Source organism: Rhizobacter sp. P5_A1, assembly GCF_056400745.1.
This window is the reverse complement of sequence record NZ_JBFUKR010000015.1, coordinates 1-25,728: the sequence shown is the minus strand read 5'-3', so window position 1 is coordinate 25,728 and position 25,728 is coordinate 1. Positions and strand designations below refer to the sequence as shown.

Genomic DNA, 25,728 nt, shown 5'->3' with positions numbered 1-25,728 from the left:
GCGCACGAACAAGTATCGGCAGTGCCCCGCGGCGCCGCGAGTCGGAGGGTGCCGCGTCGCGCCGCTGGCCGCGTCCTACAGCAGAATGCAGCATGCCGCTTCGCACCGTCACCGCCACCCGCTATGTCACGCCGCTGCGCGAAGGCGGCTCGCTGCCCGCGGTGATCGAGGCCGACGACGACGGCCTGTACGTGCTCAAGTTTCGCGGTGCCGGCCAGGGCCCGCGCGCACTGATCGCCGAGCTCGTCGCCGGCGAACTCGCGCGCGCGGCGGGCCTGCCGGTGCCGGAGATCGTGTTCGCCGAGCTCGAGCCCGAACTCGCGCGCACCGAGCCCGACCCGGAGATCCAGGACCTGATCCGCGCCAGCGCCGATCTCGTGCGCGGCAGCGGCGGCCTGAACCTCGCGCTCGACTACCTGCCCGGTTCGGTCACGTTCGACGCGCTCGCGATGCAGCCCGACCCCGAGCTCGCGTCGCGCATCGTCTGGTTCGATGCCTTCGTCAGCAACCTCGACCGCACCGCGCGCAACACCAACATGCTGGTCTGGCACGGCAAGCTCTGGCTCATCGACCACGGCGCCTCGCTGTACTTCCACCACGACTGGCGCGACCACCTCGCGCGGGCCACGAGCCCATTCGCACTGATCAAGGACCACGTGCTGCTGCCGTTTGCCAGCGCGCTCGACGCGGCCGATGCGTGGATGACCGCACAGCTCACGCCGCCGCGCATCGCGGCGATCGTGCAACTCATTCCCGACACCTGGCTCGAAGATGAACCGACGTTCGCGAGCAAGGTGGTCCACCGCGACGCCTATCTGCAGTACCTGACGCAGCGGCTCGCTGCGCCGCGCGCGTTTTTCGAGGAGGCCGTCCGTGCCCGTACACAGCACGTATGACTACGCGATCGTGCGCGTCGTGCCGCGCGTCGAGCGCGGCGAGTTCATCAACGCCGGCGTGATCCTCTCGTGCGCCGAGCGGGGACTGCTGCAGGCCGCGATCGATCTCGACGAGCCGCGCCTGCTCGCGCTCGACCCGGGCGCCGACCTGCCCGGCATCCGCGCCGCGCTCGCCGCGATCCCGTTGATCTGCGCCGGCGGCGAGGCGGCGGGCGCACTCGGCCGTCTGTCGACGCGCGAGCGCTTCCACTGGCTGGTCGCGCCGCGCAGCTCGAGCATCCAGACCTCGGCGGTGCACACCGGCCGCTGCGAAGCGCCGGGGCGGATGCTCGACGCGCTGATGCGCAAGATGGTGCGGCGGCCGGCACCGCCGGCGACCCGGCCCGATCAGCCGGCGGCGTAGCTCGCCATGGCCTCGCCGAGGCGGATCGTTCGCGCCGGCGCCCAGTCGGGGTTGAACTGCAGCCGCGCCTTCGGGAACAGCATCACGACCGTCGAGCCGAGCAGGAAGCGCCCCATCTCGTCGCCCTGCTTCAGCACGACCGGCTTGTCGTCGTAGCGCCACTCGCGCACCTCGGCGACGCGCGGCGCGTTGACGACGCCATGCCACACGGTCGCCATGCTGCCGACGATGGTTGCGCCGACGAGCGTCAGCACGAACGGCCCGCGTGCCGATTCGAACACGCAGACGACGCGCTCGTTGCGCGCGAACAGCCCCGGCACGACCCGCGCCGTCACCGGGTTCACCGAGAACAACTCGCCCGGCACATGGATCATGCGCAGCAGCCGGCCGTCGCACGGCATGTGGATGCGGTGGTAGTCCTTCGGGCTCAGGTAGAGCGTCGCGAAGTGGCCGTCGACGAACTGCGCGGCGAGGGACGCGTCGCCGCCGACCAGCGCGGTCGTCGAATACGCATGGCCCTTGGCCTGGAAGATCTGGTCGCGCCGGATCGGGCCGAACTGGCTGATCGCACCGTCGACCGGGCAGACCAGGTCGGCCGCCGCGAGCGGCCGCACGCCCGGCTTCAACGCGCGCGTGAAGAACTCGTTGAAGCTCGGGTAGCTCGCGATGTCGGGATTCGCCGCTTCGCTCATGTCGACGCCGTACTTCGCGACGAAGCCGCGGATCAGCTTCGTCGTGCGCGGCCCCCAGCGGCGCGACGCGCGCCAGCCGGCGTAGCGCGTCAGCGCGCGCTTCGGGAGCATGTATTGCGGGAGCACTTTGAGGCGATCGGACACGGGGGCGGCGCGCGAGTGAAGACGCGGGATTGTATCGACGGGTCCCGCCGATGAAGGTGTCCGGATCCGGCCAGCGCCGACACCGTTGCGCGCCTATCTTCGGGCTTCAACAGGAGACGTCCCATGACCCCCGAGCAGAACAAGCAAGCCGTGATCCAAGCCTGGAAGAGCTTCGCGAGCCGCGACCCGGCGCGCGTCGCAGAAGCCTTCACGCCCGACGCCGAATGGCTCGCGCCGGCCGACAACGCGACGGCCGTCGCGCTGCACAGCGTCGGCCACATGATCGGCCGCGAGCGCATCGTGCGCTTCCTCACCGAGGAATTCCAGACGCTGTTCGTCGCCGACGTGAAGGTCGAGTGGCGCAGCCTGTTCGCCGAGGGCGACACCGTGATCATGGAACACCGCTTCCAGGGGCGGCTCGCCAACGGCCGCCACTACGACAACGACTACGCGTTCTTCATCGAGATGAGGGACGGCCGCATCCACCGGCTGCGCGAATACATGGACACGCAGCGCGGTCACCGGATGATCTTCGGCACGCACTGAACGGGCCGCGCCGCGGGGCGGCGAAGCTGGACTACAGTGGCCGGCATCGCCGAGGAACAACGATGCCCGCAGCTGAACCCGCCACCGCGCCCGCCCACCTGGCCCACTGGCCGCCGGCGCTGCCGCAGCACCTGACGCTGCCCGAGACCAACCTGTTCCACAACGTCGAGGTCGCGGCGGCGCGCTACCCGGACAAGCCCTTCATCGTCTTCTACGACTCGCTCATCACGTTCCGCGAATTCCGAGACGAGGCCGAGCGCATCGCCGGCTTCCTGCAGCACGATTGCGGCGTGCGCGCCGGCGACCGCGTGCTGCTGTACATGCAGAACAGCCCGCAGTGGATCGTCGCGTTCTACGCGATCCTGCGCGCCAATGCGGTCGTCGTGCCGGTGAACCCGATGAACCGCACCGAGGAGCTGCGCCACTACGTGCGCGACACCGGCGCGACGACCGCCTTCGTGCCGCAGGACCTGGTCGAACAGATGCAGCCGCTGCTCGGCGGCCCGGGTCACACTGAAGGCAGCGAGCGCGGCCTGCGGCACCTGATCGTCGCGACCTACAGCGATTGCCTGAAGCAGCCGACCGACCTGAACGTGCCGGAGTTCGTCGCCGAACGGCGCCGCCGCTTCGACGACGCCGGCATCACGCCGTGGGCCGACGCGCTCGCGCGCCATCTGCGGCCGGGCGCGCTGACGCAAGGCGCCGACGACCTCGCGGTGATGCCCTACACCTCGGGCACGACGGGCGCGCCGAAAGGCTGCATGCACACGCACCGCAGCGTGATGAGCACGCTGGTCGGCGGCGTCGAGTGGTTCCAGCGCACGCAGGATTCGGTCTTCCTGACGGTGCTGCCGCTGTTCCACGTCACGGGGCTGTCGGGCAGCATGAACGGCCCGCTGTACGCCGGCGCGACGATCGTCGTGCTGCCGCGGTGGGACCGCGACACCGCCGCACTGTGCGTGCAGCGCTACCGGGTCAACACCTTCCAGGCGATCTCGACGATGCTGGTCGATTTCCTGTCGAATCCGAAGCTTGCCGACCACGACCTGAGCAGCCTGCGTGTCGTGCGCGGCGGTGGCGCGGCGATGCCGGCGGCCGTCGCCGCGAAGCTGTTCGAGCTGACCGGCCAGCGCTACATCGAGGGCTACGGCATGAGCGAGACGATGGGCGCGACCCACATCAACCCGATGCACCGCCCGAAGCCGCAGTGCCTGGGCATTCCGGTGTTCGATGTCGACGCCCGCGCGATCGACCCGGCGACGCTGCGAGAAGTGCCGCAGGGCGAGACCGGCGAGGTCGTCGTCGCCGGCCCGCAGGTGATGCGCGGCTACTGGAACGACGCAGCCGCGACCGCGCAGGCCTTCATCGAGATCGACGGCAAGCGCTTCCTGCGCACCGGCGATCTCGCGATGGTCGATGCCGACGGGTACTTCTTCATGGTCGACCGGCTGAAGCGGATGATCAACGCGTCGGGCTACAAGGTCTGGCCGGCCGAGGTCGAGGCGCTGCTCTACCACCACCCGGCGATCCTCGAAGCCTGCGTGATCGCGGCCCGTGACGCGAAGCGCGGCGAGACCGTCAAGGCGCTGGTCGTGCTGAAGGAAGACCAGCGCGGCCGGGTCACCGAACGGCAGGTCATCGACTGGGCGCACGCGCACATGGCGGCGTACAAGAGCCCGCGGATAGTCGAGTTTGTACTGTCACTGCCGAAGTCGGGATCGGGCAAGGTGCAATGGCGCGAGCTGCAGGAGCGCGAGCTCGCACCACGCGGCGAGCACGGCCGCTGAACAAGACCACCCACCGGAGACCGACGCGATGACGATCCACGACACTCACGCGCTGCGCCGCCGCAGCGTGCTGCTCGGCGCCGCCGCGCTCGCCGCGCCGTTCGGCGCACGGGCGCAGGCCTTTCCGGGCAAGCCGATCACGCTGATCGTGCCGTGGCCGGCCGGCGGCTCGACCGACCGGCATCTGCGCGCGCTCGCCGAGATCGCCGCCAGGAACCTCGGCCAGAACGTCATCGTCGAGAACCGCCCGGGCGGCGGCGGCACGACCGGCCCGGGCACGATGGCGCTGACCGCGAAGCCCGACGGCTACACGATCGCGCAGTACCCGATGGGCATGGTGCGGCTGCCGCACATGCAGAAGGTGCCATGGGATCCGTTGAAGGACTTCAGCTTCATCATCGGCATCAGTGGCTACACCTTCGGCTTCACGGTGCGCGCCGACTCGCCGTACAAGACCTTCAACGAGTACATCGAGGCCGCACGCAAGGCGCCCGGCAAGATCGACTACGGCTCGACCGGCACCGGCACCTCGCCGCACCTGCTGATGGAAGAGCTCGCCGGCAATGCGAAGGTCGAGCTGAACCACGTGCCGTTCAAGGGCAACGCCGACCTGACGCAGGCGCTGCTCGGCGGCCATGTGATGGCGATGAGCGACGCGACCGGCTGGGACAAGTTCGTCGACGGCGGCCAGATGCGCCTGCTCGTCACCTTCGGCGAGCAGCGCACCAGGCGCTGGCCGGCGGTGCCGACCGCGAAGGAGCTCGGCTACAGCGTCGTCTCGACCTCGCCGTACGGCCTGGTCGGCCCGAAAGGCATGGACCCGGCCGTCGCGAAGACCTTGCACGACGCCTTCAAGAAGGCGATGGACGATCCGAAGCACGTGGAGCTGCTGGCGCAGCTGAACCAGGATCCCTGGTACCGCAGCGGCGACGACTACGCGAAGTGGGCACGCGAGCAGTTCGCGAAAGACAAGGCGCTGATCGAACGCCTCGGCCTCGCGCCGAAGTGACCGTCAGCGCCGCAGATCGTCGAACAGGTCGGGCTTGTCGGTCTTCGGTGCCACGTCCTGCGTTCCCGGACTGGGCCAGCGCTCTTCGAGATGGCGCGCGACCCAGTCCTTGCAGCCCAGGCCGACCGCCAGCGCCGCCGCGAACACCAGTCCGGCGAGCACGATCAGGAAGCTGTCGCGCACGATCGGGCCGCCGATGTTGACCTGGTCGAGCGCGATCAGCGCGACGAACGCGAGGATCGCGTAGCGCGCGAGCCGGCCCAGCAGCTCGCCGTCGTGCAGGCCGACGTTGCGCGTGTACGCGATCACCGTCGTACCGATGAAGCGCGCGAAGTAGCTGCCGAACGCGAGCACGATCAGCGCGACGAACACGTTCGGCACGAACAGCACGACGCGGTGCAGCAGGTCGGTGATGTAGGTCAGCCCGAGGCCGTTGCACGCGATGATCAGCGCGGCGAGGATCACGAGCCAGTAGACGAGCAGCCCGAAGATGCCGTTCGTGTCGACCTGCAGGCCGCCCTGGCGCAGGAAGCCGTCCATGCCGGCGCGCTCGGTGAGCACGTGGAAGTTGATCGTGCGCAAGGCCTTGACGACCGTGAAGCGCGCCAGCTTCGCGACCAACCAGCCGCCGACCAGCACCACCACCGCGAGCAGCAGCCGCGGCAGGAACACGCCGATCTGCGACAGGAAGGCGCGCACCGGTTCGAACAGCATGTCGACGCTTTGCATGACGGTTCTCCTTGACCTGATCAGCCGGCGGCACCGGGCTCGCCGAGCAGCGCCCGGATGCCCTGCAGCGGCACGACGACCCAATCAGGCCGGTTGCCGAGTTCGTAGCGAAGCTCGTAGAGCGCCTTCTCGAGCTCGAACAGGCCGAGCAGCCCGCTGCCCGGCTCGACGGGAACCGCCGCAAGCGCGCTCGGCAGCGCCTGCCGGTAGCCGGCCAGGAATGCGGCTCGCGTCTGCGCCTCCCAGGCCTGCGCATGCGGCGTCAGCTTGTCGAGTTCGTCGCTGCTGTGTGCGACCTCGCGCAGTGCGCTCCAGTGCGCATAGTTGAACGAGCGCAGCATGCCGGCCACGTCGCGCAGCGAGGAGCCCTTGCCGCGTCGGTCTTCGAAGGGCCGTGCCGGTTCGCCCTCGAAGTCGATGATGACGAAGTCGTTGCGCGTGACGAGCACCTGGCCCAGGTGGTAGTCGCCGTGATGGCGGATCTTGACGCCGCCGGGGGTCGGCACCGCCAACGCCGCGATGCGAGCCTGCATGCGCTCGCGTTCCGGCAGCAGCGCGCGCGCCAGCTCGCGCGGGCCGTCGGCAAGCTGGTCGAGCTGGGCCTGCAGCAGATCGAAGCTCGCGGCGGCCTCGTCGAGCGCGCGGCGGCGCAGCGCCTCGACATCGTCGGCGCTCAACGGTTCGGGATCGAACCCGGCGTCACCGGTCGACCGGGCCAGCGCCGCATGCAACTCGGCGCTGCGCAGGCCCAGCGTGTGCACCAGCGCGAGATAGGCACCGTGCACGTCGGGTGGCACCGCTTCCGCGGCGGTGCGCAGCGGCTCGAGGAAGCGGCCGAGGTAGGCGAGCGTGTACGACCAGCCGTCGCCCTGGTTCGCGACGAAGGCCTGCACCAGCGCGAGGGTCACGGCCACGCCGTTCGCCGAGGTGTACTCGAGCGAGCCGGCGACCGGCACGCAGTTCCGGTAATGGGCCACGTCGGTGAGGTAGCGGCCGACTTCGAGCTCGGGGTTCACGCCGCTGCGCAGTCGCCGGTAGCCCTTCAGGAACAGGCGGTCGCCGAGCGTGACGATGGTGTTGCTGCTCTGCGCCTGCGGCCGCGATACCGGCAGCGCGGCGAGATCCGGGCCGGCGATCGACGCATACGCCGCGGTCGGCCGGAAATGCAGCTGGCCGCTCGCGGTCGGCAGCTCGAGCCCGGCGCCGATCGCGGCGACGACGGCGCGGCAGAAACCCTCGTCGGCAAACGCGTCGCCCATCACGCCGACATTGGCCTGCTGGCGCACCTTGGCCAGCGCCGCCGCGGTGACGCTCTTCAGCCGCTCCTCGTCGTGGTCTTCCCAGGCCAGCGCGAGCGGCGCGAAGTAGCCTGAACGCTCGCTCGGGCCCTCGACATCGATCAGCGGCAGCAGCCAGCCGTCGTCGCCCTGCTGCCAGTGCGCGTAGTCGGCGAGGCGCGCACGGGTGACCGGCGTGCCCTTGGTCGCGTACCAGCGCTGCGCCTCGATGTAGCGCGGCAGCGCCTCGGTCTCGAACTGCAGGCGCAGCCGCTCGGCCATGCCGATGCGCCAGGGCATCACGCGCTCGCGGAACAGGCTGGTCCAGCCGTCGAACAGCACCAGCGTCGGCCGCTCCTCGAGGGCCGCGTGTTCCTCGTGCCAGTGCGGCGGCGCCGCATCGAGGGTCAGGCGGAACCAGTAGAAGCCGTAGCCCGGCAGTGTCAGCAGGTAGGGCAGCTCGCCGATCGGCGGGAACGCGGTGCGGCCCAGCAGCTCGACCGGCACCCGGCCCTTGAAGCGCGACAGGTCGAGCTCGACCGGCTGCGCCGAGCGGCTCAGGTTGCACACGCACAGGATGCTGTCGTCGCCGTATTCGCGCAGGTAGGCGAGCACCTTGCGGTTGCCCGGCGACAGGAAGCGGCGCTGGCCGCGCCCGAACGCGTGGCTGGTCTGGCGCACCGCGAGCATGCGCTTGGTCCAGTTCAGCAGCGAACTCTGGTCGCGCGTCTGGGCCTCGACGTTGAGCGCCTCGTAGCCGTACATCGCATCCATGATCGGCGGCAGGTACAGGCGCTGCGGGTCGGCGCGCGAGAAGCCGGCGTTGCGGTCGGGGCTCCACTGCATCGGCGTGCGCACGCCGTTGCGGTCGCCGACGAAGACGTTGTCGCCCATGCCGATTTCGTCGCCGTAGTAGATGATCGGCGAGCCCGGCATCGACAGCAGCAGGCTGTTCATCAGCTTGACGCGATCGGGATCGTTCTCCATCAGCGGCGCCAGGCGCCGGCGGATGCCGAGGTTGATGCGCGCGCGCGGGTCGATCGCGTAGGTGCGGTACATGTAGTCGCGCTCGCGGCTCGTCACCATCTCGAGCGTCAGCTCGTCGTGGTTGCGCAGGAAGATCGCCCACTGGCAGTTCTCGGGGATGTCCGGCGTCTGCTGCATGATCTCGACGATCGGGTAGCGGTCTTCCTGGGCGATCGCCATGTACATGCGCGGCATCAGCGGGAAGTGATACGCCATGTGGCATTCGTCGCCGTCGCCGAAGTACTCGCGCACGTCTTCGGGCCACATGTTGGCCTCGGCCAGCAGGAAGCGGTTGCGGTAGCGCGCGTCGATCGCGGCGCGCAGCTGCTTGATGACCTGGTGCGTTTCGGGCAGGTTCTCGCAGCTCGTGCCGTCGCGCTCGACGAGGTAGGGAATCGCGTCGAGCCGGAAGCCGTCGACGCCCATGTCGAGCCAGAAGCGCATGGTCTTGAAGACCGCCTCGAGCACGAGCGGGTTGTCGTAGTTCAGGTCCGGCTGGTGGCTGAAGAAGCGGTGCCAGAAATAGGCCTTCGCGACCGGGTCCCAGGTCCAGTTCGAGGTCTCGGTGTCGGTGAAGATGATGCGCGTGCCGCGGTACTTCTGGTCGGTGTCGCTCCAGACGTAGAAATCGCGCTCGGGCGAGCCGGGCGGGGCCTTGCGCGCGGCCTGGAACCACGGGTGCGCGTCGGAGGTGTGGTTGATGACCAGCTCGGTGATGATCCGCAGCCCGCGCTTGTGCGCCTCGTCGAGCATCTCGCGAAAATCGGCCAGCGTGCCGTACTGCGGGTGCACATCGTCGTAGCTCGCGATGTCGTAGCCATCGTCGCGCAGCGGCGACGGGTAGAACGGCATCAGCCAGATCGTGTTGACGCCGAGTTCCTTGACGTAGTCGAGCTTCGAGGTCACGCCTTTGAAGTCGCCGACGCCATCGGCGTCGGAATCGAAGAAGGCCTTGACGTTGAGCTGGTAGATGACGGCGTCCTTGTACCAAAGCGGGTCGGCAGTGGTGTCGATCTCGCGCTGTTCGGGATCGACGATGGCCAAGGGTGCGTCCATTGCGGGGCGGCGTCTGCCTTAAAGGAAGTAGTCGAAGTCACGCTCGCTGCGCACGCGGCGGCGCAGCACGAACACATGCGCCGGCGCGCGCGCCGGGTCGAGCCGCACGAAGCGGCGCGGGCCCTGCCAGACGAAGCGCTGGTTGGCCAGCAGATCGTGCATCTGGAACGACTGCGCCAGATCGAGGTCGAGTTCGGCCGCCGCGAGATCGATCCAGCCCGACTGCGCATTGTGCGGGTCGAGATTGACGACGCACAGCACGATGTTCTCGTCGCCTCCGGCACCGCTGCGCTTCACGTAGGCGATCAGCTGATCGTTGTCGACCGGCACGAAGCGCAGGCTGTGGTCGGCCTGCAGCGCCGGGTTCTCGCGCCGGATGCGGTTGATGCGCGCAATGAACGGTGCGAGGCTCTCGGCACGCGTCAGGTCCCAGTGGCGCAACTGGTACTTCTCGGAGTCGCGGTACTCCTCGCTGCCCGGCTCGCGCGGGTCGCCCTCGAGCAGCTCGTAGGCCGGCCCGTAAATGCCGTAGTTGGCCGCCAGCGTCGCCGCCAGCACCAGCCGCATCATGAACACCGCCCGCTCGCCGCCGTGCAGGTGCTCGTTCAGGATGTCGGGCGTGTTCGGCCAGGCGTTCGGGCGAAAGTATTCGCGCCCCGGCCCCTGCGCGAGCTCGGTGAAGTACGCGATCAGCTCCGGCTTCGTGTTGCGCCACGTGAAGTAGGTGTACGACTGCGTGAAGCCGACCTTCGCGAGCCGGTGCATCACCTTCGGCCGCGTGAAGGCCTCGGCGAGGAAGATCACGTCCGGGTGCTCGCGCTGGATCTCCTCGATGACCCATTCCCAGAAGCCGAAGGCCTTGGTGTGCGGGTTGTCGATGCGGAAGATGCGCACGCCCTCGCCGACCCAGTGCTCGAGCACGCCCTTCAGTTCGAGCCAGAGCGCGCGCCAGTCCTCGCACTCGAAGTTGAACGGGTAGATGTCCTGGTACTTCTTCGGCGGGTTCTCGGCGTACTGCACCGTGCCGTCGGGGCGCCAGCGGAACCACTGCGGATGCGCCTTCACGTACGGGTGGTCGGGCGCGCACTGGAACGCGATGTCCAGCGCGATCTCGAGGCCGTGGCGCGCGGCCTCGGCGACCAGGTGGCGAAAGTCTCCGGGCGTGCCGAGCGCCGGCAGGATCTGCTTGTGCCCGCCCTCGGCCGCGCCGATCGCCCATGGGCTGCCGACGTCGTCGGGCCCCGCGGCCAGCGTGTTGTTGGGGCCCTTGCGCTTGTCGCGGCCGATCGGGTGGATCGGTGGCAGGTAGAGCACGTCGAAGCCCATCCCGGCGACGTAGGGCAGCCGCGCCTCGACGTCGCGGAAGGTGCCATGGCGCCCCGGCTCGCTCGACGCCGAGCGCGGGAACAGCTCGTACCAGCTGCTGAAGCGCGCACGCGGACGGTCGACGGTCAGCGGCAGCTCTGCCGGAAAACGCAGCTCGAGGCGGCGATCCGGGTGGCGCGCCGCGGTCGCCGCCAGCGCCGCGTCGAGCGCGATCGCCTTCAGTGCCGGGGCATCGGCCGCGCTCGCGTCGACGGCGCGCGCATCGAGCGCGATCGCCCACTCGGCCAGCGCCGCCCGATCGGCGCCGTCGGCGCGCTGCGCGGCGGCATCGATCAACAGCGCGCCGCTGCGCGCCGCGACGCGGATGTCGTCGGGATCGACGCGCCGCTCGAGTTCGTGCCGCCACGACTCGAACGCGTCGACCCAGGCGCAGACCGTGTAGCGATAGCGGCCGGGCGCCGGCGCGCTGAAGCCTGCATGCCAGACGTCGTTCGGTCGTGCGCGCATCGGCACCTCGTGCCACGCCGTGTCGCCTTCGGCGCGCCACAGCAGCAGCACGCGCAGCAGGTCGTGGCCGTCGGTGAAGCAATGCGCCTCGACCTCGAGGCGTTCGCCCGCGACGCGCTTGACGGCGAAGCGCCCGCCGTCGACGGTCGGGAGCACCGCGTCGACGACGGCACGGCGGCGGCCGTCGACGGCGGTGTCGAGCAGCGAGGCGGCAGATGGCCGGGTTCGGGTTTCAGTCATGGGGCTTCGTGTCGAAGGACGATGGTCGAGAGCGGCGGCAGCACCAGGTTCAGCGAGTGGCTGCGTCCGTGCGCGCCGATCGGCGCCGCCTCGACGCCGCCCAGGTTGCCCCAGCCGGCACCGCCGTAGTCGCGTGCGTCGCTGTTCAGCACTTCGCGCCAGATGCCGCCAGCGGGCACCCCGACGAGGTAGTTCTCGCGCGGGACCGGCGTGAAGTTGCAGACCGCGAGCAGCCGCGCGCCGCCGTCGCGCGGCTTGCGCAGGAACGCGATCACGCTCGCCGGCGCATCGTCGGACTCGATCCACTCGAAGCCTTCGGGCGCGAAGTCGATCTGCCACAGCGCCGGCTCGGCGCGGTACAGCCGGTTCAGCGCCTGCACGAAGCGCATCACGCCGGCGTGCTCGGGGCGCTCGGCGACCCACCACTCGAGCTCGCCGTCATGCGTCCATTCGCGCCGCTGCGCGAACTCGCCGCCCATGAACAGCAGCTTCTTGCCCGGGTGCGCCCACATCAGACCGTAGAGCGCGCGCAGGTTCGCGAACATCTGCCAGTCGTCGCCCGGCATCTTGGCCGTAAGCGAGCCCTTGCCGTAGACCACTTCGTCGTGCGAGAGCGGCAGCACGAAATTCTCGTTGAACGCGTAGACGAGCGAGAACGTGAGCCGGCCGTGATGGTGGCGGCGATGGATGGGGTCTTCCTTCAGGTAGGCCAGCGTGTCGTGCATCCAGCCCATGTTCCATTTCAGGCCGAAGCCGAGCCCGCCCATCTCGGTGGGCCGCGAGACCATCGGCCACGCGGTCGACTCCTCGGCGACCATCATCACGTCGGGATGAGCGGCGTAGACCGCGCGGTTGAGCTCCTGCAGGAACGCGATCGCCTCCAGGTTCTCGTGGCCGCCGTGGCGATTCGGGACCCATTCGCCGGGCCGGCGCGCGTAGTCGAGGTAGAGCATCGACGCGACCGCATCGACGCGCAGCCCGTCGAGGTGATAGGTCTCGAGCCAGAACCGCGCCGACGACAGCAGGAAGCTGCGCACCTCGCCGCGGCCATAGTTGAAGATGCTCGAGTTCCATTCCGGGTGAAAGCCCTGGCGCGGATCGGCGTGCTCATACAGGTGCGTGCCGTCGAAGAACTGCAGCCCGTGTTCGTCGGTCGGGAAATGCGAGGGCACCCAGTCGAGCAGCACGCCGATGCCGCGCTGGTGCAGGTGGTCGACGAAGTACATGAAGTCCTGCGGCGTGCCGTAGCGGGCGGTCGGCGCGAAGTAGCCGGTGGTCTGGTAGCCCCACGAGCCGTAGAACGGGTGCTCGGTGATCGGCATCAGCTCGACGTGCGTGAAGCCCATCGCGACGACGTGATCCGCCAGCGCATGCGCCAGTTCGCGGTAGCTGAGCCAGCGGCCGTCGCTGCGCCGCCACGAGCCGGCATGCAGCTCGTAGATCGCGAGCGGCGCATCGAGCGCGTTGTGCGCGGCGCGCGCGGCCATCCAGTCGGCATCGCGCCAGCGGTAGCCGAGCTCCCAGGCCCGCGACGCGGTCGCCGGCGGCTCCTCGGCCCAGACCGCGAACGGATCGGCCTTGTCGGCCGCATGCCCGTGCTGGTTCGACACGACGCGGTACTTGTAGGCCTGCCCGCGCCGCACCTGCGACACCCGGCCCTGCCAGACGCCGCTGTCATCCGGGCGCCGCGTCAACGGCGACGCGCCGGGCTGCCAGCCGTTCCATTCGCCGATCACCGAGACCTCGGCCGCGTTCGGCGCCCAGACGCCGAAATCGGCGCCGCCTTCGGCGCCGAGCAGGTGGCAGCCGAGGCTCTCATGCAGCTGCGCATGCGTGCCGTCGCGAAACCGCTGCACGTCGAGCTCGCTCGCTTCGATGGCGCCGCCCGACAGGCTGACGGGCGGCTCCGGTCGTTGGGTCTTCTTGATTCGATTCACAGGCTCTCCTGGCGATCGCACCGCGCTCCGAACCGTGGTTATCGCAAAATCCGCGGCCTCGTGCGGTGAGGGGATGTGTCCGGATCGCAAAATGGTCCGGACTGGTTTCTCCCGCCAGCGCCCGGCAAGCGGGAGGCCCGCGACGCTTTTTCGAGGTTTGCATGCTCATCTACCAGGTCTACCCGCGCAGCTTCCAGGACAGCAACGGCGACGGCATCGGCGATCTGCCCGGCATCGCCGCCCGGCTCGAGTACATCAAGCGCCTCGGCGTCGACATGGTCTGGATCGGCCCGGTGTTCAGGTCGCCTATGCGCGATTTCGGCTACGACGTGGCCGACTACCGCAGTGTCGACCCGGTCTTCGGCAGCCTTGCCGACCTGCGCGACGTGATCGCTCGCGCCCGGCAACTCGACATCGGCGTGATGCTCGACATGGCGGTCTCGCACACCTCCGACCACCATCCCTGGTTCGAGGCCAGCCGCCGGCGCGAAGACGGCAAGGACGACTGGTACCTGTGGGCCGATGCACTGCCCGACGGCTCGCCGCCGAACAACTGGCTGTCGGTCTTCGGCGGCGGCGCCTGGGAGTGGGATGCGACGCGCCGCCAGTACTACTTCCACACCTTTCTCGACAGCCAGCCGGACCTGAACTTCCACCACCCCGATGTCCAGCAGCAGGCGCTCGACGAGATGCGCTTCTGGCTCGAGCTCGGCATCGCCGGGTTCCGCTTCGACGCCTGCAACCACTACTTCCAGGACCAGGCCCTGCGCAGCAATCCGCCGGCCCCCGGTGGTGCCGAGCATGCGCTGCACCCGTACGGCTTCCAGCAGCATCGGTACGACAAGAACCGCCCGGAGGTGCCAGCCTTCCTGGTCCGCGTGCGCGAGTTGCTCGATCGCTACGGCGCCTACTCGGTCGCCGAGGTCGGCGGCAGCGACGGCGCGCAGCTCGCGATCGAGTATGTCGCGCCCGGCCTGCTGCACAGCGCCTACAGCTTCGACCTGCTGCGCGCCTCGCACAGCGCGGCCTATGTGCGCGGCATCCTCGAGCGGCTCGACGTGGAAATGCCCGGCCCCGGCGTCGCCTGTCACGCACTGAGCAACCACGACAAGCCGCGCGTCGCGAGCCGCTGGGGCGAGGGCCGCGATCCCGCCGCGGTGGCGCGCCAGATGCTGGCGCTGCTCGCCTGCCTGCGCGGCACGATCTGCCTGTACCAGGGCGAGGAACTCGGCCTGACCGAGGCCGACGTGCCGTTCGAGCGCCTGCAGGACCCCTACGGCAAGCGCTTCTGGCCGCGCTTCAAGGGCCGCGACGGCTGCCGCACGCCGCTGCCATGGAACGCCGGCCCGCACGCCGGTTTCAGCAGCGCCGAGCCGTGGCTGCCGATGCCGCCCGAGCACGTCGCGCTGAACGTCGCGGCGCAGGAGGCCGACCCGCACTCGGTGCTCAACTTCGCATGCCAGGTCTTCGCGCTGCGCCGCACCCGACCCGAACTGCACGCCGGCAGCCTGGCCTTCAACGCGACCGCGGACGAGACTGCGCGTGGCTTGCTGGGCTTCGAACGGCAGGCGAACGGCATTACGCTCACCTGCCTGTTCAACCTCGGCGACGAGCCCTTGAGCGTGGCCGCACTGGCGCCCGACCGAATCCTGCTCTGCGGCGCGCTGCGGCAGACGCCGGCGCATACCGTGCTCGAGCGCAACGGCTTCGCGATCGCGGTAGCGGCGCGGTGACCGCAGCGGTGGCGGGTACAGTGTCGAGCATCGCCGCGGCCCGGCCGCATCCACTTCTGCTTCTGAACCCATGTCCAACCTGATCGTGCACGGCGGCACGCCGTTGCGGGGCCGCATCACCCCGTCGGCGAACAAGAACGCGGTGCTGCCCGTGCTCTGCGCCACGCTGCTCAGCGGCGAGCCGCTGCGCCTGCACGGCGTGCCCGACATCACCGACGTGCGCAAGATCCTCGAGATCTTTCGCAGCTTCGGCAGCGCGGTGCAGATGGACCACGCGACCGGCACGCTCGAGCTGCATCACCACGCGACCGTGTTCGACGCGGCGCGCCACCGGCTGCCCGAAGAGATGCGCTCGTCGATCATGCTGGTGCCGCCGCTGCTGGCGCGCTTCGGCATTGCGCGCCTCGAGGACAACGTCAAGGGCTGCACGCTCGGCGTGCGCGAGATCGATCCGCACGTCGATGTCTTCCGCCGCTTCGGCGGCGAGGTCGAGCGCGTCGACGGCTCGCTGCTCGTGCGCCGTGCCGGCCGCTTGACGCCGACCGAGCACTGGCTCGACTACGCCTCGGTCACGACGACCGAGAACTTCGTGCTGTGCGCGGCCGCGGCGAGCGGCACGTCGACGCTGACGAACGCGGCGTCGGAGCCGCACGTGCAGGAGTTCTGCCGCTTCATGACGATGATCGGCGTGCGCATCGACGGCATCGGCACCTCGCGCCTGACGGTGCACGGCGGCAGCGCGCTGAGCGGCGGCGAGTTCAGCTTCGACGAAGACTTCCACGAGATCACGACCTTCCTCGCGCTCGGCGCGATCACCGGCGGCGATGTCGTCGTGCGCAACGGCGCGCCGGGCAACTTTCCGCTGATCGACCGCACGTTCGCGAAGTTCGGCGTGCAGATCACGCACGAGGACGGCTGGTCTCGCGCCAGCCGCAGCGGCCCGCTGAAGGTGCAGACGCCGTTCACCCCCAACGTGCTGACGAAGGTCGAGGCCGCGCCGTGGCCGTATTTCCCGGTCGACCTGCTGCCGATCTTCATCGCGCTGGGCGTGTGCGCGCAGGGCAACGCGATGTTCTGGAACAAGGTCTACGACGGGGCGCTCGGCTGGACCGGCGAGCTGTCGAAGTTCGGCGCCCATGTGTTCTCGTCGGATCCGCACCGGCTCATCACCTTCGGCGGCAACCCGCTGACGCCGGCGGTGGTCGAGAGCCCCTACATCATCCGCGTCGCGATCGCGCTGTTCATGGTCGCAGCCAGCATCGAGGGCCGCTCCGAGATCCGCAACGCGATACCGATCCGGCGCGCGCATCCGCGCTTCGTCGAGAACCTGCGCGGCCTCGGCGTGCAGGTCGAATGGACGAGCGAGGAGTGACGGCATGAACGACGACCCCGCGTACCGAACCCTCGGCGCGCTGCTGCGCGAACACGCGCGCGCCCGGCCCGAGCAGGCCGCGCTCGTGCAGGGCGACACGACGCTGAGCTACGCCGCGCTCGATGCGCTGATGGATCGCATCGCCGCGTCGCTGCAGCGCGACGGCCTGCGGCCTGGGGACGCGATTGCGATCTGCGCGCAGGCCTCGCCGCGCTATGCCGCGGTGTTTCTCGGCGCGCTGCGCGCCGGCATCGCGGTCGCGCCGCTCGCGCCGTCGGTCACGCCCGAGAGTTTCGCGGCGATGCGCGGCGACGCGCAGGCGCGCTGGCTGTTCGCCGACGCGGCCGCGCTCGATGCGCTCGGCGGCGCCGGCAGCGCGGCCGACTGCATCGCGCTCGACGGCGTCGGCCCCGGTCTCTCTTTCGACGCCTGGCTGATGCCCGAAGGCGCGCGACCGACGCCGGTCGATGTACCGCCCGACGCGCCGTTCAACATCATCTATTCGTCCGGCACGACCGGGCTGCCGAAGGGCATCGTGCAGTCGCACGGCATGCGCTGGTCGCATGTCGCGCGCGGCGCGAACTATGGCTACGGCCCCGACGGCGTGACCTTGCTCGCGACACCGCTGTACTCGAACACGACGCTGGTCGTGTTCTTCCCGACGCTCGCGTACGGCGGCACGGTCGTGCTGATGGCGAAGTTCGATGCGGCGCAGTACCTGGCGCTCGCGCAGCGCCACCGCATCACGCACACGATGCTGGTGCCGGTGCAGTACCAGCGCATCATGGCGCTGCCGCAGTTCGATGCGCACGACCTGTCGAGCACGCAGTTCAAGTTCTGCACCAGCGCGCCGTTCGGCGCCGCGCTGAAGGCCGACGTGCTGAAGCGCTGGCCCGGTGGGCTGGTCGAGTTCTACGGCATGACCGAAGGCGGCGGCACCTGCATCCTGCTCGCGCACGCGCACCCGGACAAGCTGCACACCGTCGGCCAGCCGGCCGCGGGCCACGACATCCGCCTGATCGACGATGCCGGGCACGAGCTGCCGCCGGGCGCGACCGGCGAAGTCGTCGGCCATTCGGCGGGCATGATGACCGGCTACCACCGCCAGCCGGGCAAGACGCGCGAGGCCGAATGGTTCGACGCCGCCGGCAAGCGCTTCATCCGCACCGGCGACGTCGGCCGCTTCGACGCCGACGGCTTTCTCGTGCTGATGGACCGCAAGAAGGACATGGTCATCAGCGGCGGCTTCAACATCTACCCGAGCGATCTCGAGGCGGTGCTGCGCGAGCATCCGGCGGTCACCGACGCGGCGGTCGTCGGCGTGCCGTCGCTGCAATGGGGCGAGACCCCGATCGGGTTCGTCGTGCGGCGCGCCGACAGCAGCGCGAGCGACGCGGAGCTGCTGCAATGGCTGAACGCACGCGTCGGCAAGACGCAGCGGCTCGCGCGCCTGCAGTTCGTCGACGAGCTGCCGCGCAGCGCGATCGGCAAGGTGCTGAAGCGCGAGCTGCGCGACCAGCACGTTGCCAGCGGGCAGGACCCGCGCTGAGCACGATGGAAGCGGCCGCGCTATAACGGCGCATGACCGACACGACCGTTCCCGTCACCTACCACCCGCTCGGCGCGAGCGGCCTGAAAGTCTCGAAGCTCTGGCTCGGCACGATGATGTTCGGCGACCAGACCGATGCCGCCGAGGCGGCGAGCATCGTGGCCGCCTCGCGCGACGCGGGCCTGAACGCGATCGACACCGCCGATGTGTATGCCGGCGGCGAGTCCGAGCGCATCACCGGCCGGCTGATCGCTGCCGACCGCGAACGCTGGGTCCTCGCGACCAAGCTCGCGAACCCGATGGGCCCGGGGCCGAACGATCGTGGCCTGTCGCGCCGCCACATCCTGAGCGCCGTCGACGCGAGCCTGCGGCGCCTCGGCACCGACTGGGTCGACGTGCTGTACCTGCACCGCGAGGACCCGAGCACGCCGCTCGACGAAACGCTGGCCGCGGTCGCGCAGCTGATCGAGCGCGGCAAGGTGCATCACTTCGGGCTGTCGAACTTTCGCGCCTGGCGCATCGCGCGGGTCGCCGAGATGTGCCGCGCGATGGCGATCGCGCCGCCGATCGTCTGCCAGCCGCCGTACAACGCGATGTCGCGCCAGATCGAGACCGAGCTGCTGCCGTGCTGTGCGCACTACGGCCTCGGCGCGGTCGTCTACAGCCCGCTCGCGCGCGGCGTGCTCAGCGGCAAGTACCGGCCCGGCGCGGCGCCGCCCGAAGGCTCGCGCGCGGCACGCAACGACCCGCGCATCATGCAGACCGAGTTCCGCCCCGAATCGCTCGCGCTCGCGACCCGGATGGCCGAGCACGCGCGCTCGCGCGGCCTGACGCCGACACAGCTGGCGCTCGGCTGGGTCTGGAACAACACGCTGGTGAACGGCGTGATCGGCGGGCCGAAGACGCTCACGCAGTGGCGCGACTACCTCGGCGCGCTCGACACGCCGTTCGATGCGGCCGACGAAGAATTCGTCAGCGCGCTCGTCAGCACCGGGCACGCGTCGACGCCCGGCTACAACGACCCGCAGTACCCGGTCACGGGGCGCGTGCCGCGCAGCGGTTGAATCAGCGCCGCGCGGCACCCGCCTCGTGGCCGGAACGCGTCTGCGCGTCGAGGCCGCGATCGGGGGATTCGGCGACCTGCGTTTCGCCCGCACCGACCTCGATCAGTTCCTCGATCGTCAGGTGGCCGTAGCCCTGCGCGCGGGTCGCGTTGAAGCGGCGCGCGATGGCCGCGACGCGCTGTGCCTGTTCGGGCTTCGGGGCGCGCACGACGAGGAAACTGTGGCCCTTCTCGGCCAGCTCGCGATGCGCCTTCACGAGGTTCAGCTCCTGGCCGATGCCGGCCAGCACGCCGGCCTGCTCGATGTCGATCTCGGCCTGGCGCTTCATCTGCGCGGGCGAGTAGTGCACCACGTCGGCGGCCGGGAAGCCGGCGCGCAGCAGCGCGGTCAGCGCGTGCTGCGCATCGTCGTCGCTCGGCAACGCGACGATGACATGGCCGACGGGCTTGAAGACACCGTACGCGGCGGGGCGGTCGGTCGGGTTCATGCGCACTCCTCGATGACGAGCCCTCCGGCTCGAATGTCCCATCGTCGGCGGTGCGCGCCGCCGCGTCACTCGGCCGACCGAGCATTCGCGCGTCGGCGTGCGCCTACACGGCGGCGGCGTATCCGCTGGCGCCAGCCGGCGACGCGTGCGCCGATCGCGGTGCCGGCGTCGACTCAGCGCGAGGTCGCCGCCTTCGGGAACACCGCCGCGCGCCAGCCGCGGCGCTCGAACGGCCGCCATTGCCCTTCGGGCTGCGCGAGTCGCTCGGCCACCGCATACAGCACCGCCGGATGCACCGCCATGCCGATGTGGCTGCTGACGACCTCGATGCTCTCGGTGTTGGGGCTCGCGGCCTCGAGGCTGCTCTGCCACGCGACGACGCCGTCGCTGCGGCTGTAGATCGAGGTCGTCGGCACAAGGGGCGCTTGCGTGACCTGCTTCCAGCGCCGCGGATCGACCGAACTTTTGCCGCTGGTGAACTCATAGACGCGCCAAGCGTTGCTGGCGCGCGGATGACCGGTCACCGGGCTGCCCAGCGTGATCACACTGCGCACCGCGTCGGGCCGCCGCGCCGCGAGCAGCCGCGCGTACGCACCGCCCAGGCTCTGGCCGATCAGGCTGAGCTTGCGGCCGGTCTGCGCATGCAGTCGGTCGATCGTCGCGAGCATCGCTTCCTCGACACCGGGCCGCGGGCCGTAGTTGCGGCCCAGGCCCCAGCCGTGGACCGCGTAGCCGCGCCGCGCCAGGAAGTCGCGCAGCAACTTCGTCGACGCGTCGCTCGCGACCAGGCCCGGCAGCACCAGCACCGGGTGGCCGTCGCCGCGTGGCGCGAGGCGCAGCCACGGCAGCGCGGCGATGCCGGCCGCGAACTCCCAGCTCGCACGCAGCTCCAGCAGTTGCAGCAGCCGCGAGGGCGGCGCGATGCGCTCGGCGTGGTGGGTTCGGGTCGTCATGCGAGGGTCTCCGTGGCTTGTTGTCGGTGATGCGTCGAAGCGCTCAGCGCAGGTACTTCGAGCGCAGGTAGTTCAGGTAGTCGCGCGCGTCGCCGACGACGTACGGCGACAGGAAGGTCAGCGTGTAGTACGCCGCGAGCGCCGGCTCGGCGTGCGGCTGCGGGCCGCGCTTCGGCGTCAGGCGCCGGAAGCTGAACCAGCAGGTCGTCGAGAACACGATCTGCAGCGCGAGCATCTCGACCTCTTCGTCGCCGGCCTCGATCACGCCCGCGTCCTTCAGCCCGGCGCACAGGCCCTTCGCGGCGAGCAGGTTGTGCGCGGTCAGCGCCTGCGCGCGCGCCTCGAGCTCGGGGTACTCGCTCAGCAGGTAGGCCACGTCGCGATAGACGAAGCGGTATTCGTTGATCGCCTCGAAGATCAGGTGCAGCGAGAGCCAGAGATCGTCGATCGCGCAGACGCTCGCGGCGGCGTCCATGCAGGCCGCGAGCCGTTCCTCGAAGCGGCGGAACAGGCCGGCAACGATCAGCTGCTTGGCCTTGAAGTGGTAATGCAGGTTGCCCGGGCTGATGCCGAGCTCGGCGGCGATGCGGTGCGTCGAGACGGCGGCCAGGCCGTCGGCGTTGAACAGCGCGAGGCTGGCCTCGAGGATGCGGTCACGCGTGCGCGTCGCGGGTGCCGTCATGGCGCGAGGATCACGACACTGGGCTCAGCGCTTGCGCGGCGGCGCCTTCGGGCGGCGCGCCTCGGCCGGCAGCCGGGCCCGCAGCGCGGCGACTTCGGCGCGCAGCGCGGCGACCTCGTCGCCGAGCGCCTGCAGCGCGTCGATCGTCGGCATGCCCATGCGCTCGAGCGCGCTGCCGACGCGCTGGTCGAACACCGCCTCGAACTTGCGCAGCCCCAGCTCCTCTTGCGCGAGCTTGGCGGCGGCCGTGTCGCGCTTGACCAGCCCCGACCAGCCGGCACCCGGCTCGATGCCGAGGATCGCCTCGAACACGCGGCTCTGGTGCTGCACGACGTCGTCGCGGACCTTGCCGAGCGCCTTCAGGCCGGCGCGCAGCGGGCTCGCTTTCGTGGCGGCGTGTTCGGTGGCAGCCGGCTCGGCTACGGCCGTGCGCTTGCGCGGCGCGGCGCGCTTCGTTTTCGTGACCATCGTGCGTTCCTTCGTTCGAGATGATCGCAGATGAACCAAGGGCCTTCGCTCGCGCGAAGGCCCTCGTATTCACCGATGCGAGTTCGCGAAGATCAGGCTCGGGCCTTGACCGTGCGCACGGCCTTCTTCGCGACGCGCTTCGCCGCGCGCTTCGCGGTCACGACGACCTGCTCGACTTCCGCTTCGGCACCGCTCACGCGCGCCGACAGGCGCTTCGTGCCGGCGACCGCACGCTTCGCGATCTCGAGCGAGACCTGCGCAGCCGGCAGCGACAGCTGGCCGACGGCGGTCAGCGCCTTCGTGTTGAAGGCGCTCTCGACGCGTTCGGCCGTCGCGCTGGCACGCTGGATGCCGCCGTTGACGCCGCCGGCGAGCAGCTCGATCGCCTGCTCGGCACGGCCGGTGCCGGCGTTGATGCCGCCGACGACTGCGTGCGCGAGCTTCGTCTGCAGCTCGATCAGGCTGGCCTTGACCGCGTCGCTGACGAGCGGCAGCGCGCGGCTGTGGACGAACGACGCATAGCGCGTATTGACGCCGCCGACGAGACGCTGCGCGCCGCTGCGGTACGCGCCGACGACGATCTTGCCGGCCTGGCTGTACTGGCCGACGACATGCTGGGCGACCGAGCTGAGGGATGGGGTGGACATGGGAGATCTCCGGTGGGTGTTGACGAGATGACCGGATGATCCGCGCGAAGGCCTAGGCCTTGAAAGCTAGAAGCTCGCGATAGTTAGGTCGTTTGCCCTAGGGCCTCCAGATCGCGCAGGTCGCGCCCGCGCGTTTCGATGCAGAAGCGCCAGACCAGCACCAGCGCCACCAGCACCGGCACCAGAATCGCCAGTGCCGCGACGAACAGCGCCGGCACGAGCCCGAGCAGGCTCAGCAGCTGCGCCATCAGCCCGCCGCCCTTGGTGCAGGCCGCGACCCAGCCGGTCGCGCGGCCGCGGATGTTCAGCGGGTAGCTCTCGGCCGCGTACGGCAGCAGCATCGCGACGATCGCGTTGATACCGACGATCAGCAGCGCGATCGGCCAGACCGGGCTCGCGTTCGCGGCGGTCGAGAGCTCGAGCTGGATCAGCCCGAGCAGGCCCAGGCCGGTCAGCACGATCGCGCCGAGCAGCGCGCCCTTGCTGCTCCAGCGGCTGTACAGGAACGCAGCGACGAACACGGTCGGGATCGCGATCAGCGCCGAGGCCGCGAGCAGCGAACTCGAGATCGCCATGCTGTAGCCCTTCTCGACCAGGTGCACCGGCATCCACAGCAGCAGGCCGAAGTTGATCAGGCCCCAGGCGACCGCGGTGATGCTCAGCGCCCAGGTGCGGGCGGCCAGGCCGTGCACGGCGATCGGCATCGCGACCCGCGGCACGGCGATCGCGCCCGCGTGGGCATGCAGCACGCAGCCGAAACTGCGCAGCGTCTCGTTCGCCTCGGCGATGCGGCCGCGCGCGACCAGGTACTTCGGGGATTCGGGAATGAACGCGTTCAGGAAGATCAGCACCAGCCCCGTCGGCAGGTTCAGGAACCACAGAACGCGCCAGCTCAGCAGCGGCTCGAGCCAGGCCGCGAAGCCGCTCGCCGCGAGGTAGCCGCCGACCGCGCCGAGCCCGCCGACCAGCACCAGCACCCAGCCACGGTGCTTCGACGGCATCGTCTCGGCGAGCAGTGCATAGGTCACCGGCAACATGCCGCCGGCGGCCGCGCCCATCAGGAAGCACATGCCGACGTTCCACCACAGCGACGGCATCGACCCGCAGATCGCGGTGCCGACGAACATCACCGCGCTGAGCAGGATCGACGCGCGCCGCCCGTACAGGTCGGCGAGCCAGCCCCAGACGACCGAACCGACGACCGTGCCGCACAGCGCGGCGAACGGCAGCCACGCGACCGTCGTCTTCGGCACCGCGTACTCGGCCGCCATGCCGGGCAGCACGAAGCCCAGGCTCGCGGGCTTCATCACGTCGATCACGAGCGCGATCGTCAGCACGACCATCAGGCGCCAGTGCGCCGGGCTCAGCGGCGCGTCCTCGGGGGCGGACACGTCGAGCGTCGACACCGCCGCGGCGTCGCGCCCGCTCGGCGCCTTCGGCAGCAAGCCATAGGCCGCGACCGCGAGGCCGACGATGATCAGTCCCATGCCCCAGACCATCTCGGCGTCCATTGGCATGTCGGCGAGGTGAAAGCCGTTGTCGCGCCCCATCCAGTACATCGGCAGGTGCAGCACCACGCCGGCGGTCACGGCAAGGCAGCCGAGCACGAAGGCCCACAGGTGCGGGCGGTCGGCGAGAACGCGGGTCGGGGTCATCGTGGGCAGGCAGCAGCAGCGCGAAACCGCGCACGATACCCGATGTGCGCGGCGCTCAGGGCCGCACGGCCGGCGCGTCGACGCGCATGCCGGCCGCACGCCGCGCGAGGTAGAGCTCGAGCTCGACCAGCTCGGGTGCACCGTAGGCGAACGGCTCGGCGCGCACGCCGGCCATGCAGCTGCGCAGCCGGCGTTGCAACGAACCCATGCCCTGCCACTCGAGGCGATAGAGCGGGTAGCCGGTCGGGTGCGCCTGCGGGATCGTGCTGCCGGCCAGGCGCTGGCCGGCGTGCGCGTCGTGACACTGAGCGCACGCGAAGTCGAGCTGGCCCATGCGCTGCGTGAACAGCTGCGCCCCGCGCTCGAGCGCGGGGCGCAGACGCGGATCGCGAGGTGGCGCGATCGGCAGGCCGCGCGACTGCAGCGCGACGAAGCTCTCGATGCCGAGCTGGTCCTCGTTCTCGGTCGCGAACGGCGCGGCCTGCTGGCGCTCCACGCGGCACTGGTTGATGCGCTGGCGCAGGTCGATCGGGCGCTGCAGCGCGGCATCGAAGGCCGGATAGCGCGCCGCGACGCCGCGCATCGACACGGCCGCGGCGCCGTGGCAGCTCGCGCACGACCGGCCGCTCGCGCCGGCGCCGCGCTCCCACAGCGCCGCACCGCCCTGCACCCACAGCATCGCCGGGTTCGCCGCATCGTCGCGCTGCATCGCCTGGAGCTGCGGCGTCATGAAGTCGAAGCCGGAACGGCGCGGGTCGGGCGGCGCGTCGGTCGCTGCGACTGCGAGCCGCATGCACGCGAGCAGTGCCCACACCGCGAGCGTGCCCCGCTTCATGTGACGGCCAGGTTCACGCTCTCGGTCTGCGCGAAGCCGTTGTCGCCCTGCCAGCTGAAGCGCAGCACACCGCTCCCGGTCGCGATCGTGAAGAACGAGATGTAGGGGTTGGCGGCGATGGCCGGGAACAGCTCGGCGCTGAAGACCTCCACGTCGTCGCGGCCGTCGAAGTAGTGGCAGCTGAGGCGGCGGATGATGTTGCGCGGCACGATCGCACCGTTCTCGCCGGCGCGGTAGCCGGTCTCCATCGGGTGCGCGACCAGCGTGCGGATCTCGATGATCTCGCCGCGCCGCGCGGTCTTCGGCATCGTGATCAGCGCGCGTGCCATCGGGTGTTCATCTTCAGGACTCGACGCAGGCCGCGAGCGTGACGATCACGTCGACGCTGTGGGACCAGCACGAGCCGTCGCTCAGCTTCGCGACCGCAACGAGCTGCTGCGAGGTTGCAAGGCGAATCCGCGTCGCGACCGTCGCGCGCCCGGCGCGCGGGCCGAGGCGGAAGACCGCGACATCGCGTTGCGGGTTGCGTTCGTTGAACACCGCGATCGCCGTGACGTGATCCGACTCGGTCATCGCGCTGTCGACGCTGACGCCGATCGGCACCACGTTGCCGTTCTCGACCAGCGGCGCGATGTCGAGCCGCACCCGGCCCGCACGCACCGGCGCGCCGCCGGCGAAGGCCGCGATCGCGGCCGCGAGGTCGTCGGC

General features: G+C 70.2%; 23 protein-coding genes. 9 read left to right on the top strand and 14 right to left on the bottom strand.

The window, feature by feature from the left end; all coding sequences use genetic code 11:
- The first annotated feature begins 92 nt into the window (after positions 1-92).
- Positions 93-896 carry a HipA family kinase gene (locus AC1DTW_RS16930; RefSeq protein ID WP_477982443.1) on the top strand — a complete coding sequence of 268 codons (804 nt, stop codon included), beginning with the start codon at positions 93-95 and terminating at the stop codon, positions 894-896.
- Positions 874-1,299, top strand: coding sequence for a DUF3037 domain-containing protein (locus tag AC1DTW_RS16925; RefSeq protein WP_477982442.1), 426 nt, complete (start codon positions 874-876; stop codon positions 1,297-1,299). Before AC1DTW_RS16930 ends, AC1DTW_RS16925 begins: the two co-directional genes overlap by 23 nt.
- Here the strand turns inward: AC1DTW_RS16925 and asd are convergent.
- Complete coding sequence (gene asd, locus AC1DTW_RS16920) at positions 1,284-2,135, bottom strand: archaetidylserine decarboxylase (RefSeq protein ID WP_477982441.1); 852 nt, start codon at positions 2,133-2,135, stop codon at positions 1,284-1,286. The two genes, AC1DTW_RS16925 and asd, sit on opposite strands and share 16 nt — an antisense overlap.
- Before the next feature lie 123 nt (positions 2,136-2,258).
- Between asd and AC1DTW_RS16915 the strand changes: the two genes are divergently transcribed.
- From AC1DTW_RS16915 to AC1DTW_RS16905, 3 genes are all read left to right on the top strand, one after another.
- The gene (locus AC1DTW_RS16915) at positions 2,259-2,681 is read left to right on the top strand and encodes a nuclear transport factor 2 family protein (protein WP_477982440.1); all 423 of its coding nucleotides are present in this window, start codon (positions 2,259-2,261) and stop codon (positions 2,679-2,681) included.
- Positions 2,682-2,743: 62 nt separating this feature from the next.
- Entirely contained in the window at positions 2,744-4,468 is a 1,725-nt protein-coding gene (locus tag AC1DTW_RS16910; RefSeq protein WP_477982439.1) for a long-chain fatty acid--CoA ligase, read from the top strand.
- A 28-nt stretch (positions 4,469-4,496) separates the two neighbouring features.
- Positions 4,497-5,477, top strand: coding sequence for a tripartite tricarboxylate transporter substrate binding protein (locus tag AC1DTW_RS16905; RefSeq protein ID WP_477982438.1), 981 nt, complete (start codon positions 4,497-4,499; stop codon positions 5,475-5,477).
- A gap of 3 nt (positions 5,478-5,480) precedes the next feature.
- Here AC1DTW_RS16905 and AC1DTW_RS16900 read toward each other — a convergent pair whose 3' ends face one another.
- From AC1DTW_RS16900 to glgB, 4 genes are read right to left on the bottom strand one after another with little or no spacing between them, the layout of a single operon-like run.
- Positions 5,481-6,206 carry a mechanosensitive ion channel family protein gene (locus AC1DTW_RS16900; RefSeq protein WP_477982437.1) on the bottom strand — a complete coding sequence of 242 codons (726 nt, stop codon included), beginning with the start codon at positions 6,204-6,206 and terminating at the stop codon, positions 5,481-5,483.
- A gap of 20 nt (positions 6,207-6,226) precedes the next feature.
- Positions 6,227-9,565 carry a maltose alpha-D-glucosyltransferase gene (gene treS, locus AC1DTW_RS16895; protein WP_477982436.1) on the bottom strand — a complete coding sequence of 1,113 codons (3,339 nt, stop codon included), beginning with the start codon at positions 9,563-9,565 and terminating at the stop codon, positions 6,227-6,229.
- 18 nt (positions 9,566-9,583) lie between these two features.
- Entirely contained in the window at positions 9,584-11,638 is a 2,055-nt protein-coding gene (locus AC1DTW_RS16890) for an alpha-1,4-glucan--maltose-1-phosphate maltosyltransferase (protein ID WP_477982435.1), read from the bottom strand.
- Positions 11,635-13,530 (bottom strand): 1,4-alpha-glucan branching protein GlgB, encoded by a 1,896-nt coding sequence (gene glgB, locus AC1DTW_RS16885; RefSeq protein WP_477982564.1) that lies wholly within the window; start codon positions 13,528-13,530, stop codon positions 11,635-11,637. Before glgB ends, AC1DTW_RS16890 begins: the two co-directional genes overlap by 4 nt.
- A gap of 206 nt (positions 13,531-13,736) precedes the next feature.
- Here glgB and AC1DTW_RS16880 point away from each other — a divergent pair, with 206 nt between their 5' ends.
- The 4 genes from AC1DTW_RS16880 (at position 13,737) to AC1DTW_RS16865 (ending at position 19,293) form a co-directional block, all read left to right on the top strand.
- The gene (locus tag AC1DTW_RS16880) at positions 13,737-15,308 is read left to right on the top strand and encodes an alpha-glucosidase (protein ID WP_477982434.1); all 1,572 of its coding nucleotides are present in this window, start codon (positions 13,737-13,739) and stop codon (positions 15,306-15,308) included.
- 70 nt (positions 15,309-15,378) lie between these two features.
- Positions 15,379-16,680 (top strand): UDP-N-acetylglucosamine 1-carboxyvinyltransferase, encoded by a 1,302-nt coding sequence (locus AC1DTW_RS16875; protein ID WP_477982433.1) that lies wholly within the window; start codon positions 15,379-15,381, stop codon positions 16,678-16,680.
- A 4-nt stretch (positions 16,681-16,684) separates the two neighbouring features.
- Complete coding sequence (locus AC1DTW_RS16870; RefSeq protein ID WP_477982432.1) at positions 16,685-18,229, top strand: class I adenylate-forming enzyme family protein; 1,545 nt, start codon at positions 16,685-16,687, stop codon at positions 18,227-18,229.
- A gap of 32 nt (positions 18,230-18,261) precedes the next feature.
- The gene (locus tag AC1DTW_RS16865) at positions 18,262-19,293 is read left to right on the top strand and encodes an aldo/keto reductase (protein WP_477982431.1); all 1,032 of its coding nucleotides are present in this window, start codon (positions 18,262-18,264) and stop codon (positions 19,291-19,293) included.
- Position 19,294: 1 nt separating this feature from the next.
- On the opposite strand, the gene AC1DTW_RS16860 is transcribed toward AC1DTW_RS16865, so the two are convergent.
- The 9 genes from AC1DTW_RS16860 to AC1DTW_RS16820 all read right to left on the bottom strand — a co-directional run.
- A complete protein-coding gene (locus tag AC1DTW_RS16860; RefSeq protein ID WP_477982429.1) occupies positions 19,295-19,780 on the bottom strand; it encodes a hypothetical protein in 486 nt (161 codons plus the stop codon).
- A gap of 173 nt (positions 19,781-19,953) precedes the next feature.
- Positions 19,954-20,733, bottom strand: coding sequence for an esterase/lipase family protein (locus AC1DTW_RS16855; protein ID WP_477982428.1), 780 nt, complete (start codon positions 20,731-20,733; stop codon positions 19,954-19,956).
- A 43-nt stretch (positions 20,734-20,776) separates the two neighbouring features.
- On the bottom strand, positions 20,777-21,415 hold the full coding sequence (locus tag AC1DTW_RS16850) for a TetR/AcrR family transcriptional regulator (protein ID WP_477982427.1): 639 nt from the start codon (positions 21,413-21,415) through the stop codon (positions 20,777-20,779).
- Positions 21,416-21,439: 24 nt separating this feature from the next.
- Positions 21,440-21,883, bottom strand: a complete 444-nt coding sequence (locus AC1DTW_RS16845) for a phasin family protein (protein WP_477982426.1) — start codon at positions 21,881-21,883, stop codon at positions 21,440-21,442.
- Between the two features lie 92 nt (positions 21,884-21,975).
- On the bottom strand, positions 21,976-22,530 hold the full coding sequence (locus tag AC1DTW_RS16840) for a hypothetical protein (protein ID WP_477982425.1): 555 nt from the start codon (positions 22,528-22,530) through the stop codon (positions 21,976-21,978).
- Between the two features lie 83 nt (positions 22,531-22,613).
- Complete coding sequence (locus AC1DTW_RS16835) at positions 22,614-24,185, bottom strand: MFS transporter (protein WP_477982424.1); 1,572 nt, start codon at positions 24,183-24,185, stop codon at positions 22,614-22,616.
- Positions 24,186-24,240: 55 nt separating this feature from the next.
- Complete coding sequence (gene soxA / locus AC1DTW_RS16830; protein WP_477982423.1) at positions 24,241-25,020, bottom strand: sulfur oxidation c-type cytochrome SoxA; 780 nt, start codon at positions 25,018-25,020, stop codon at positions 24,241-24,243.
- Positions 25,017-25,349: a thiosulfate oxidation carrier complex protein SoxZ gene (locus tag AC1DTW_RS16825; protein ID WP_477982422.1), complete on the bottom strand. Its 333-nt coding sequence runs from the start codon at positions 25,347-25,349 to the stop codon at positions 25,017-25,019. The genes soxA and AC1DTW_RS16825 overlap by 4 nt, the downstream gene beginning before the upstream one ends.
- A 13-nt stretch (positions 25,350-25,362) precedes the next feature.
- On the bottom strand, positions 25,363-25,728 hold a 366-nt coding region (locus tag AC1DTW_RS16820), incomplete at its 5' end, for a SoxY-related AACIE arm protein (protein ID WP_477982421.1).